The 13033-nt window shown below is 38.6% G+C and carries 13 protein-coding genes; 12 read left to right on the top strand and 1 reads right to left on the bottom strand.

What is annotated here, in order from left to right; genetic code table 11:
- Positions 1–9 precede the first annotated feature (9 nt).
- Positions 10–759 (bottom strand): MurR/RpiR family transcriptional regulator, encoded by a 750-nt coding sequence (locus tag LACDD01_RS10590; RefSeq protein WP_017370598.1) that lies wholly within the window; start codon positions 757–759, stop codon positions 10–12.
- Positions 760–912: 153 nt separating this feature from the next.
- On the opposite strand from LACDD01_RS10590, the gene pfkB reads away from it, so the two are divergent.
- The 12 genes from pfkB to LACDD01_RS10530 all read left to right on the top strand — a co-directional run.
- Positions 913–1845 (top strand): 1-phosphofructokinase, encoded by a 933-nt coding sequence (pfkB, locus tag LACDD01_RS10585; RefSeq protein ID WP_061415101.1) that lies wholly within the window; start codon positions 913–915, stop codon positions 1843–1845.
- A gap of 9 nt (positions 1846–1854) precedes the next feature.
- Complete coding sequence (locus LACDD01_RS10580; RefSeq protein WP_061415098.1) at positions 1855–3783, top strand: fructose-specific PTS transporter subunit EIIC; 1929 nt, start codon at positions 1855–1857, stop codon at positions 3781–3783.
- Position 3784: 1 nt separating this feature from the next.
- Complete coding sequence (locus LACDD01_RS10575; RefSeq protein ID WP_061415095.1) at positions 3785–4432, top strand: HAD family hydrolase; 648 nt, start codon at positions 3785–3787, stop codon at positions 4430–4432.
- Between the two features lie 154 nt (positions 4433–4586).
- On the top strand, positions 4587–5738 hold the full coding sequence (locus tag LACDD01_RS10570) for an SIS domain-containing protein (RefSeq protein ID WP_061415092.1): 1152 nt from the start codon (positions 4587–4589) through the stop codon (positions 5736–5738).
- Positions 5739–5752: 14 nt separating this feature from the next.
- On the top strand, positions 5753–6682 hold the full coding sequence (gene lacC, locus LACDD01_RS10565) for a tagatose-6-phosphate kinase (protein ID WP_061415089.1): 930 nt from the start codon (positions 5753–5755) through the stop codon (positions 6680–6682).
- Positions 6683–6707: 25 nt separating this feature from the next.
- Positions 6708–7565 (top strand): class II fructose-bisphosphate aldolase, encoded by an 858-nt coding sequence (locus tag LACDD01_RS10560; protein WP_061415086.1) that lies wholly within the window; start codon positions 6708–6710, stop codon positions 7563–7565.
- Between the two features lie 693 nt (positions 7566–8258).
- Positions 8259–8912, top strand: coding sequence for an HAD family hydrolase (locus LACDD01_RS10555; RefSeq protein ID WP_061415083.1), 654 nt, complete (start codon positions 8259–8261; stop codon positions 8910–8912).
- A gap of 112 nt (positions 8913–9024) precedes the next feature.
- Entirely contained in the window at positions 9025–10074 is a 1050-nt protein-coding gene (locus LACDD01_RS10550; protein WP_061415080.1) for a M24 family metallopeptidase, read from the top strand.
- A gap of 156 nt (positions 10075–10230) precedes the next feature.
- Positions 10231–10788 (top strand): elongation factor P, encoded by a 558-nt coding sequence (gene efp, locus LACDD01_RS10545; RefSeq protein WP_003132984.1) that lies wholly within the window; start codon positions 10231–10233, stop codon positions 10786–10788.
- 87 nt (positions 10789–10875) lie between these two features.
- Positions 10876–11277, top strand: a complete 402-nt coding sequence (locus tag LACDD01_RS10540) for an Asp23/Gls24 family envelope stress response protein (RefSeq protein WP_019294295.1) — start codon at positions 10876–10878, stop codon at positions 11275–11277.
- Positions 11270–12244, top strand: coding sequence for a transcription antitermination factor NusB (gene nusB, locus LACDD01_RS10535; protein WP_061415077.1), 975 nt, complete (start codon positions 11270–11272; stop codon positions 12242–12244). The genes LACDD01_RS10540 and nusB overlap by 8 nt, the downstream gene beginning before the upstream one ends.
- Before the next feature lie 482 nt (positions 12245–12726).
- On the top strand, positions 12727–13033 hold a 307-nt coding region (locus LACDD01_RS10530), incomplete at its 3' end, for a sugar phosphate nucleotidyltransferase (protein WP_156468527.1).

The following is a 13033-nucleotide window of genomic DNA, read 5'->3' as shown; positions in this document are numbered from 1 at the left end:
TCACTTTTTTTATATTTCTTTTTTTCTTAAAGCATAAGAGTCAAGTAAAATTCGTGAAAGAATAGTCAGAGGAAGTCGTGAGCGTACTTCATAGTCTGGGAAGAAGGAGCCATCTGATTTAAAACCAACTAGAGCAACATCAGATAGGGAGGTCAGCGTGGATTCACCCGCTGTCGTAAGGAGAAGTGTTGCAATATTGTGTTGCTGACAATTTTGTGCAGCATTTACCAATTCTGGAGTTTCGCCATTTAAAGATATGAAAAGGACAGCGTCTTCGGGGGATAATTTTTTACTCATGATTTTAATGATTTCAGGGTCTGTAAAGAGTTCACAGTATTTTTCTGTAAGCTGAAACTTGATCATCATCTCTTGGGCAACCATTTCTGAAAAACCACGGGCAAATAAAATGAGCCGTCTTGAAGCAGTGATAATTCGAATTGCTTCTTCAAGTTTCTGGATGTTAATCATTGAGATGGTGCGCATGACTTCTTGCTCATTTTTGGTAATGACGAGACGAATACCTTCATCTTCTTGATCAAACTGCGAAAAATCTTCATGCAACTTTCTTCGCTCTTTGAGTTTATACTTGAAGTCGGCATAGCCAGAATATCCTTTTTTCTTTAGTGTACGCACAATTGTTGCTGTTGAAACAGCAGCTTCAACACTTAATTCGGCGATGGAATAGTTAGGGATTTCTATAATATTACGCTCAATATAATTCCATAAATATTGCTCAGAGTCGCTTAGTTTAGTACTCACAGTAAACCTCCCGTTTTCTAAGATTTATTACTCTAAGTATAGCAAAATTAAAAATAGAAGTGTAACGTTTTTCAGAAATATCCAAAATTTGTAAGCGGGTACATAAATAATACGCTATGATAATACTATGATAAAAAGAAAGTGAGGTGTTCAATGATCTACACAGCTACACTAAATTTAGCAATTGATCTGTTTATTGACACCCAGGAGATGTCTCCTAAAATAGTGAATCGTACAGAAGAGTATGATGTTCAAGCCAATGGAAAAGGTGTCAATGTTTCTTTGATCTTGCAGCAACTCGGAGTGACAAGTACAGCACTTGGTTTTAAGGCTGGGTTTACCGGAAATTTCATCGATGATACGCTCCGAAATGAAGGCATTTACACAGACTTTATCGAAGTTGACGGTATAACCAGAATCAATGTCTTTACACATGTAAAAAAAGAAAATCTGGAGTATAAGCTAGTCAATAAAGGGCCAAAAGTTACATCTGAACAAGTAGAAATTTTTTTAAAGCAAGTACACCAACTCAGAGAGGGGAACTACCTATGTTTATCTGGCAGTTTTTCTGAAGGAGTTCCACCCATACTCTTAAAAGAGATTGCAGCGATCTGTCAAGAAAACAAGGTGAGGCTCATTATTGATACCAGCTATGCAGAGGTACTGGAGACTTTGTCTTACAAACCTTTCTTACTTAAACCCAATGATGAGGAACTGGCGCACTGGTTTGATGTGGAGCTAAAAACGCCAGAAGATGTGATCTATTACGGTAAAAAATTGGTAGAGCAAGGTGCGCAAAATGTTTTGATTTCCTTGGGGGAAAAAGGTGCCTTGTTTATCAATTCGGACCAAATCTTATCTTTAAATGCTCCACAAGGAGAAGTTGTCAACACAGCTTGTGCAGGCGATAGCTTGCTTGGAACTTTCTTAGCCGGAATAATCAAAAATGAAGCTATCGGAAAAAATTTGCAATTAGCAATTGCAGCTGGCTCTTCTACAGCGTTTCAAAAGGGCTTGACTGATTTTTCCGATGTTCCACAGCTGATGAAACAAATTACTGTTACTGAAATTATGAATAAACTATAAGGAGGATTTATGGGAAACTATAAAATAATCGCTGCGACAGGTTGTCCAACAGGGATAGCACACACGTTTATGGCACAGGAAGCTTTAGAAGCAGCGGCAAAAAAAGCAGGTGTATCAATCAAGGTGGAAACACATGGACAGATTGGTGTAGAAAATGAATTGACAAACGAGGACATTCGTCATGCAGAAGCTGTAATTATTGCAGCCGATAAAGATGTCCATGCTGAGCGTTTTGCCGGCAAACGGGTCATTGAAGTTTCTGTTTCAGCAGGGATTAAAGAGGCAGACCACTTGATTAAGGATGCCCTAGCTGGCAAAGGAAAAATCAAAGATGGCACAGCCACTTCGGAAAATACCTCAACAGCACCAGATGTATCTAAAATCGGGCACAGCATCTACAAAAACCTTATGAACGGTGTCTCGCATATGCTGCCTTTCGTTGTTGCTGGAGGTGTTTTGATTGCAATTTCTTTTGCAGTTTGGGGGATTCATTCTGCAGAACCAGATCATGCTACATATAATGCCACAGCAGCGATGATCAAGGATATTGGCGGACAAGCTATGGGAATGATGGTGCCAATATTGTCAGCTTTCATTGCTGAAAGCATTGCCAAACGTCCCGCGCTTGTCGCAGGTTTGATTGGTGGTATCGTAGCAAATGCAGGTGGCGCAGGTTTCTTAGGAGGAATTCTATCAGGTTTCTTAGCGGGTTACTTAATTCTTTTCCTTCAAAAACTCTTGCGTAAGATGCCCAAAGCTCTTGATGGATTAAAAGCTGTCTTTATTTTACCGGTTCTAGGAGTGGCAATTGTCGGAATAGCTATGTATTTGCTGGCAGCTCCTATGGAAGCCATCAATCAAGCTATGATGAATTTCTTAGCTGGATTTGAAAACAGTAACCCGATTGTTTTAGGACTTATTGTTGGTTCAATGTGTGCCTTTGATATGGGAGGTCCGGTCAATAAAGCTGCCTATGTTACAGGTACAGCGCTCTTAGCTCAAGGAAATTACTCCTTTATGGCAGGTGTGTCAGCTGCTTGTATTGCGCCGCCATTGATTACAAGTATTGCAACGCTTGTATTTAGAAAGTATTACAATACTGAAGAACGCAATGCAGGGATTGTGAACCTCATCTTAGGTTCCACACATATCACTGAGGGTGCAATTCCTTTTGCAGCCAAAAATCCCTTGATTATTTTGCCTATTTTTATGGTGGGTTCTTCAATCGCTTCAATTTTAACTTATCTTTTCGGAGTAAAGGTTCCTGCGCCACATGGAGGATTTCTGGTTTTACCTGTTGTCACAGGTGCTTTCCAATGGGTTTTATCAATTTTGATTGGTTCGGCAGTAGGTGGAATTTTACTTGGCCTCTATCAAAAACGACGCTGGGAGAAGGAGAAACGTGAAAATAAAGAATTAGCCACTGAAGAAATTCTAGCTCCCTCTGCATTCCTTTCTGAAAATGATGTCTTTCTCCATCAGACATTCAATACACGAGATGAGATGTTCGACTTTTTAGCAGAAAAAACAATCCAACGAGGAATCGCTACAGACAAGGAAGAAATCAAGGAAAAGTTAGTGGCACGTGAACTCGAAGGAACTACAGGAATGATGGACGGCTTTGCCATACCACATGCTAAATCGTCAAATATTAATAAAGCCAGTTTGATTATTGTAAAAAATGAGAAAGGCATTGCTTGGGATAGCTTAGATGGTCAACCAATTACCTTTATCATTGGACTTTTTATACCCGAACATCAAAAAGGAACGGCACACCTACAATTGCTCTCTTCTGTTGCGAAAATGCTCATGATACCTGCGGTGATAGATCAGCTAAAAGCAGCGAACAGCCAAGCGGAGATTGTGTCAATCATTAACCAAAAACTAGTTGAAAATAGTGAGGAAGCTTCAGAAAGCCTTGTATATGCAGGAGTATAAGATGAGCTTTAATACGATTATCTTTGATATGGACGGTGTTTTAATCGATACGGAGTATCATTATGCCCAAGTATTTGATGCCTTTTTCGATAAAAAGGGCATTCCGATAGCACATCTAAATCGGCGTGAGCTTTTAGGTCGCCCTCTGAGAGACTTGTGGCCGTTCATTTTGGGAGAAGATTTTGATAAGAAAGATGCGGCAAGGTTACAAAAAGAGTTCTTCACCTATAAAAAGAGTAGCCATTTTCCCATCGAGGAAATGCTGTTTCCTGATGTGAAAGTTGTCCTGCAACGCTTTTCTGAAACAAAACTAAAGATTGGTTTAGCGACAAGTTCGTCACACGATGAAATTGCAGAAGTTCTTGATACACATAATCTTCGTAAATATTTTGAGGTTATTTCATCTGGCGAAGATTTTCCAGAGTCTAAGCCCCATCCTGCCGTTTATTTGTCTGCCATGAAGCAGTTGAATGCCAGAGCATCTGATGTGCTTGTCATTGAAGATTCACCCAATGGTATTGCAGCGGGAAAAGCAGCGGGAGCAACCGTTTGGGCGATTAGAGATCAACGATTTGATAGTGACCAGAGTCAGGCAGACAGACATGTTGAGCATTTAACTGAAGTACTGGAACTTCTTGGCTTTTCATGATGTGACGCAATAATCCTATGGAGCATTGAAACATTCCCTTGAAATCAGGAAAAATTTCCGTTTTGGTAAAGTGCCATTTGGAAAATTTTCCTATGGTTATCACCTTATAATAGATACCATAAGCTTAAAGAAAAATAGAAATCGAGGGAATAATATGCTTCAATTACCAGAAGAACGACTCAAAGAACTAGGTGCGGCTATCACCGTTAAAGAAACTTTAGGGCAGCCAGACTTATGGCGCAAGGTTTTCGCAGAATACGCAGAAAGAAAAACAGAGATTGATGCTTTCTTAGCAACACTTATCGAAAAACATGGCTTTATCCGAGTTATTTTCACTGGGGCAGGTAGCTCGCAGTATGTGGGTGATACCGTACTTAAAAGTTTAATTGAGCTGGGAGATACGGAACATTTCCGTTTTGAATCAATCGGAACAACAGATATCGTAGCAGCCCCACAAGCTACGTTGGAGCAGAATACACCGACCTTGTTGGTTTCATTTGCACGTAGCGGAAACTCCCCTGAATCTGTTGCAGCAGTCAATATTGTAGAAGAGCTAGTCCAAGACAGTTATCAGTTGGTAATTACTTGCGCTAAAGAAGGCAAGCTCGCTCAGCAAGCCCTCACGATGGAAAATGCGTTGACTTGTATCTTGCCAGATGAGTCTAACGATAAAGGTTTTGCGATGACGGGATCATGCAGTTCAATGACGCTTTTATCAACGCTTATTTTTTCAACAGAAGAACTTTCGGATAAAGAAAAGCAGGTCAGCATTGCCGCGGATTTAGCTGCAGATGTTTTTCAGCGAGAAACGGAAATTGTAAGTTTTCTAAATGACGATACAGACCGTATGGTTTACGTGGGCTCAAGTACACTTTCAGGTTTTGTACGTGAAGCTCAACTCAAGGTTTTGGAATTAACGGCAGGAAAAATAGCAACCATGTTTGACAGCTCGATGGGCTTCCGTCATGGACCTAAATCTTTCATTAATGAAAATACTGTCGTTTTCGTCTTTGCTGCCAATAACGCTTATACACGTCAATATGATTTGGATCTCCACAAAGAGGTTGCCGGTGATGCAATTGCTCAGCGAACAGTCGTCATCGGACAAAATCTTACTGAAGGTTTTACGTATAAGGAAGCGCCAGAGCTTAAAGAAGCCTATCTTGTCTTCCCAGCATTTGCATTTGCTCATGTCATTGCCTTGAATGCTTCAATTTTGGTGAAAAACACGCCTGATACACCTTCAGCATCAGGCACAGTGAACCGTGTCGTAAAAGGTGTGATTATCCATCCTCTGGAAAAATAGGAGAGCAGTAAACCATGAGTATTTTAACAGTCACACTCAATCCTGCTATCGATATTTCTTATCTATTGGAAGCCTTTTACTTAAATACGGTCAATCGTGTGGCACAGGTTGGTAAAACGGCTGGTGGTAAAGGACTTAATGTATCACGTGTGCTGAAAGAACTAGGTGCAGATGTCTGGGCGACAGGATTTGCTGACGATATCTTAGGTGCGGAGATTGTCGAGAACTTAAAAAGTGAAGGTATTGATAGTCGATTTACTAAGATTTCTGGAAAGACACGCAACTGTATTGCGATTTTACACGAAGGACAACAGACCGAGATTTTAGAAAAAGGACCACGGATTTTAAGGGAAGAAGCAGAAGAGTTTATTGACAATTTTAAAGCAATGTTAGCTGAAGTTGAAGCAATTGCCATTTCAGGTTCTCTGCCTGATGGCTTACAGGAAACTTTCTATTCTGACCTTATCGCAATTGCCAACAAGCAGGAGAAAACAGTTGTTTTGGATTGTTCGGGGCGCGCACTTGAAGCAGTGCTTAAAAACCCACATAAGCCAAGTGTAATCAAACCCAACTTGGAAGAGTTGACGGATTTGTTAGGGAAGGAAGTCACCTTAGAAAATATCAAAGAAAGTTTACAGGATAGGTTTTTTGACGGTATTGAGTGGATTGTGGTTTCTCTTGGAAAAGAAGGCGCGTTTGCTAAAGTTTCCAATGACTTTTATCGTGTGAAAATCCCCAAAATAGATGTAGTAAATCCTGTCGGATCCGGTGATGCGACTGTTGCTGGACTTGTTTATGGGATAAGCCAGAATGAAACGGTTGAGAATACCTTGAAAGGTGCTAATGTATGTGGCATGCTCAATGCGCAGGAGGCGAAGACAGGTCATATTAATCGGACAAATTATCAAGCGTTGTTTGACCAACTCAAAGTAGAAAAAATATAAAACAAAGACGCGAAGAGGAGAAAAAATGGTACTTGTAAAAAGTAAAGAAATGATAGAAAAGGCATTTAAAAATGGTTATGCCATTGGTGCCTTTAATGCAGAAAATATGGAAATGGCGGAAGCAATCGTAGAAGCAGCGCAAGAGATGAATGCCCCCGTCATTGTCCAAACAACTTCGGGTACGCTCAATACGACACCACCAGAAATGTTCTACCATATGGTTAAAGCAGCAGCAGACAAGGTCTCAGTGCCTGTAGTGATGCATCTTGATCATGGGGATGATTTTGAGCGCGTAGCACGTTGCTTACGTACAGGTTATACTTCGGTAATGATTGACGCTTCGAAAAAAACATTTGAAGAAAATGTCGCAATAACCGAAGAAGTGGTCAAGATGGCACATTCGATGGGTATTCCAGTAGAAGCTGAACTAGGTATTGTTGGTGGCAAAGAAGATGGCAATAATGCAGAGACGGTAGCTTTTACCGATCCAGAAGAAGCTGAAAAATTTGTCAAAGCTACAAATGTTGACTTTTTAGCTATTGGCATCGGCAACTCACACGGCTTTTACAAAGCAGAACCAAAGTTACAATATGATATCTTAGAGGCTGTCAAAGCGAAAACGGGTGATGTACCATTGGTGCTTCACGGCACGTCAGGAATCCCTGACAAAGATGTTTCAAAAGCTGTTGCTATGGGCATTGCTAAGGTTAACTATGCCACTGAACTCCGCGCTGTTTTCACAAATGCTATCAAATCCTACATCTCCGAAGATGAAAAAGTCGTAGATCCGAAAAAATACAACTCCGCAGCTAAACAAGCAGTCAAAGAACTTGTGAAACAAAAAATACAAGTACTTGGTTCTGATGGGAAGGCTGAGGAGTGATGGTGCGTATATAACACATTAATATCCCCCAAAATAAAGCTTTAAAAGTGAAGCTTTATTTTTTTATGCATATATACATAAATATGTAACAATAATGTAAAGTAGAGTAAGGAAATAGGAAATACTTTTCGCTTCAATGAGATGTACTCTTCTTGATATCACATTATTTTGATGTTATAATAAAGGTAAATAAAAAGGACTTGCTTCCAACAAGTCCAATGTAGCCGATTAAAAGTCGGTGGCAGAATTAAAAATCTAAGAACCGTTAACTCTCCAAAGCTAGACGGTTCTTATTTTTTTGTGATTGTTTCAATCAACAAAACGATAAATGTGAGCAAGCTAATAAGTAAACTACAAACTGCAGTTACTAATAGTGCTACATTAATCAATAAGTATGCTCCTTTCTGTTGGATTTTGCACTTACATTCATAAGCCTCACCACCTTTCAAGAACCACCGTCTACTAAACTTCTACACAGCAATTATAATATATTGGTTAATAGAGAAATCAAGGAGAAATCTTATCGAAAGAAAGCTTCTTATCCAGGTTAGAACTGCTTTTCTACTGGTTTCGTCCACTGTTTAATAAAAAATACTGAAAATTAATATTTTGGTGTATTTTCTTTCTCCAAGTATTTCCAATCATTATATCTAATATAAAAAAATAACCGCTTACTTATGCTATAATAAAGCTATGAAATTTAAAGCAATTGTATTTGATATGGACGGTGTTTTGGTAGATTCAGAACGTTTTCACTCTAAGGTTTTAGATAACTTTTTCGTTGAAAGTGGTATTGATGCCAGCCATTTAACACCAAAAGATTTTGTCGGCAGTGTTTTGAAAGACATGTGGCCAAAAGTATTACGTGATGAGTTTACAGAGGCGCGTGCAGCGCAAGTGCACCAAGATTTCTTAGATTACGATGCACAATTTCCGATTCCTTATAAGGAGCTACTTTTACCTGGTGTTACGGACGCCTTGAAGACCTTTTCAGAAAAGGGGTATAAAATGGCCGTAGCTTCAAGCTCTCGTCGTCATGAGATTGCTGAAGTCTTGAATACACATGATTTACGCCAGTATTTTGAGTTTTTCTTGTCAGGGCAGGATGAGTTTGAGCAGTCTAAACCTAATCCAGCTATTTATCTGGCTGCTATGGAAAAGCTTGGTGTAGAACCTTCAGAAACCCTGATTATTGAAGATTCGCATTATGGTATTATGGCTGGTAAGGCGGCTGGAGCCACTGTTTGGGCGGTTAAGGATAACTATTTCGGTATTAATCAAGAACAAGCAGACCGTTTTATTGAGACACTTACGGATGCCAAAAATTTGTTGGCGGAATCAGAATAAAGGAAAGAACTTCTGCTTTTAGGAGTTCTTTTTTCTCTAGATAAAGATTCAATATTATAGTTCAGACTTTGTTATAATAGAAGAAAACATCCCAATTAAAAAGGAGAAATCAATGAGAATCAGTAACTTAAAAGAAAAAATAGCACGAGAAAATTTAGATGGCTTAATCCTTACTGATATGAAAAATATCTACTATTTGACGGGTTTTTCGGGTACAGCTGGAACGATTTTCATGACAGCAGAACATTCCTACTTTATGACGGATGATCGTTATATTGGAATTGCACGCCAATTGATTACGGGGTTTGAAATCATCCAGACACGTGATGCCTTATCTGAAATTGCTGCCCTTGCTGAAGACCTTCAAACTATTGGTTTTGAAGATACAGTTGATTTTGCATTTTATCGTGTATTAGCGGAAAAATTAAAGAAAGCGAAACTTGTTCCTACGACAAATTTTGTAGCTGAGCTGCGCCAAATCAAAGAGGTCGATGAAATCGCCACAATCAAGAAAGCTTGTCAAATTGCTGATAAGGCCTTTGAAGCTGTATTGAGATATATCGAGCCAGGCAGAACAGAAATAGAAGTCGCTAATTTTCTTGACTTTAAAATGCGAGAAATGGGCGCAAGTGGCATCTCTTTTGACACAATCGTTGCTTCAGGAAAACGCAGCAGTTTGCCACATGGAGTAGCAACCCATAAAATGATTGAGTTTGGGGATCCTGTAACCATTGATTTTGGCTGTTATTACAATCATTATGCAAGTGACATGACAAGAACAGTCTTTGTTGGCGAAGCAAGTCCGAAGATGCGTGAAATCTATCATACAGTACGTCAGGCAAATGAAGCTCTGATCACCGAAGCAAAAGAAGGCATGTCTCTTGCTGACTTTGACAAAGTGCCACGCGATGTCATTGAAGCAGCCTCATACGGAGAACACTTTACACATGGGATTGGTCATGGTTTAGGCTTAGATGTACATGAAATTCCTTACTTTGGTGCTAAAGCAAAAGGAGCACTCAAGTCCAATATGGTCGTTACGGATGAACCAGGAATCTATATTCCTGACTTTGGTGGTGTAAGGATAGAAGACGATTTGCTTATTACTGAGGAGGGCTGTCAGGTACTGACCCAATCGCCGAAAGAACTTCTCGTTCTTTAATTTAAATTCTTGCTTCAAGAGCTTCATTTGCTCTAAAGTTTGTCTGAAGGAAACAAACAGACATTTGAAAAAAGGGTGAATTTGTGCTAAAATGAATTGTTAAAAGCTGCCTCTTTGGGCGGTAAATAGAATATTCACTAGGAGATATATATAATTATGGTAGCAGCAAAAGACCTCAAAGCCGGAATGACATTTTTGAACGGAGACAAACTCCTCCGTGTTATGGAAGCAAGTCACCACAAACCAGGTAAAGGTAACACAATCATGCGTATGAAATTGCGTGATGTGCGTTCAGGCTCTACATTTGACGATACATACCGTCCAGAAGACAAATTTGAACAAGCTGTGATTGATACAGTAGCTGCACAATATCTTTACCAAATGGACGATACAGCTTTCTTCATGAACAACGAAACATATGATCAATATGAAATTCCTGTTGAACAAGTTAAAGAAGAATTACTCTATGTTCTTGAAAATACAGATGTAAAAATCCAATTTTACGGTACAGAAGTAATCGGGCTTCAATTGCCAACGACTGTCGTACTTGAAGTCGCTGAAACTCAACCTTCTATCAAAGGTGCAACAGTAACAGGGTCAGGTAAACCAGCAACAATGGAAACAGGCTTAGTTGTCAATGTCCCTGACTTTGTTGAAGCAGGAACAAAACTTGAAATCAATACACAAACAGGTGAATACCTTAAACGTGCATAAGCCGTTTTGGCTAGCCCTCACACAAGTTGAGGAGTTATAAAAGCCTTGCTCCACGGAGAAACAAAAGAAAAGATAGAGGAGATAAATATGGCAGATACAACTGTTCATACTGAAGAACTTGGTGAAATCGTTATTGCACCGGAAGTTCTTGAAGTAATTATCGGTATCACAACTGCAAAAATCGATGGTGTTTATGCATTACGCAACAAGCATTTTTCAGATAGCCTCGGCAAAAAATCAGAAGGCCGTGGTGTTTATATCGAAAGTAAAGACGACAAAGTTGTTGTCAATATCTATGTTTACTTGGCTTTTGGTATTAACGTACCACAAGTAGCCATGAATATTCAAAAAGAAGTGAAAGAAGCAGTTGAACAAGCAACAGAAATCGTAATTGATGATGTGAACATCCACGTAGTAGGTATCGTTCCTGAAAAATTACCAAAACCAAGCTTTGACGATTTGTTTGATGAGGGTTTCTTTGATGCCTAACAAGCTAACGCAACATAGCATTCGTCAGCGCACGGTGCAAACTCTTTTTGAATACGAAATCAGAAAAGCAATGTCAGAAACAGTTTTGACAGAGTTTAAAAATAATGTCGAAAAGATTAATCGTGAATTGGCAAAACCGATTCGTTTTGATGTTGCCTATAAAGATGAACGTATTACAGTACGTGATTTTCCACGCTTTTTCACAAAACCCTTAAAAGAAATTGATAAGATTTATGAAATTTTAGATATTCCAAATCGTGAAAAAACTGCTGTTTACAAAGCTTTGAGTTTTATTCGTGATTTTGGTGGTTATACGAAACGTATGACGGATCAAGAAGCTATTGATTTGTACAAAGATGTCTTTATGAATCTGAACTTGGTACGCCTTTTCAATATTGAGCTTGAAGAAGAAAATATTGCGGTTCGTGTTCGTGATTTCTTGCGTGCAAGTTTTAGATCAGAAACACCAGAGCAAAAATTAGAAGTTTTCAATCGAGTTTTCTCTGATGTTCATGCAAGTGTTCGTGAAAAGATTACAGTTGAATTATTCAAGCCTTTAACTGTTCAAAATGAAGTTGCTGAAATTTTGGCGATGACCGAGCCAAAATTTGCCACAGCTTCTAAAGATATCTTAGTCCAAGCTAAAACTTTTGCTTTGAATTATGATAACAATACAGATGAACCCGTAGAAGCTCCAGCTTATTTTTCCGAATTGGTCGATGGCATCTTAGAAAAACAAAATGTTCTTGATGCTGCCTTATCTGAGCATTTAGCAAAAGGTTGGACTTTCTCGCGCTTAACCACAGTGGAGCAAGCTTTACTTCGTTTAGGTGCTTATGAAATCCTCTTTACTGAAACTCCGGATTTGGTTGCTATTGATGAGTCGATCGAACTGGCTAAAGATTTCAGTGATGAAAAATCAAGTAAGTTTATCAACGGTATGTTGACTAATTTAATTAAAAAATAAAATAAAAGACACAGAAAATTTACGCTTCTGTGTCTTTTTTCGATATTTAATATTAATATTAGCAAATTTTACAGTAAAATACTATAATAAAAGTATGTGAAAACACCAAGCTATAAAAGTGTTTCTAGTGAAGTAGAAGTGTCAAATTTTTTTATTGCGAATTTTCAGAATTTTATAATTCATAACGAGATGAAATGTTTGTAAAATAACTTTTCTCCTAGTTGAGGTAAAATGAGAAAAAGTTTATTTTTAATACTTATACATACAAAAGAAAAGTTAAAAGTTAGAGTGGAATTCAATCCTTTGGGTGAAATCAAGGCCCTAGAATAAGCTCTATTAATGGTGCGCACGTTTTTTCAATGTAATAATAGCAGTAAAATGAGTTTTACATTAAAAACATTTGACTTTTATATTTTAATTATATAAACTTACATTAAGTTAATTAAAAATTTCTAATGCTACATATAAAGTGGAGGTCTATTATGGGAATAGAAATGCTTGGTCTAATACTTGCCGGTGGGCAAGGTACACGTGTCGGTAAGTTGACAAAGGATGTCGCAAAACCGGCAGTACCGTTTGGCGGACGATACAGAATTATCGATTTCGCCCTATCTAACTGTGTGAATTCAAATGTTAAAAATGTCGGAGTTATTACACAGTATGAGCCTTTAGTGCTCAATGAACATATTGGAAATGGTGCGCCTTGGGGCTTAAACGGGGTAAACAGTGATGTAACTATTTTGCAACCTTACTCTTCAACTGAAGGAAGTAAGTATTTTGAAGGTACAG

Source organism: Lactococcus sp. DD01 (genome assembly GCF_001578715.1).
Taxonomy (GTDB): domain Bacteria; phylum Bacillota; class Bacilli; order Lactobacillales; family Streptococcaceae; genus Lactococcus; species Lactococcus petauri.
The sequence above is the reverse complement of the archived record's forward strand: the minus strand, read 5'-3'. Positions and strand labels throughout refer to the sequence as shown.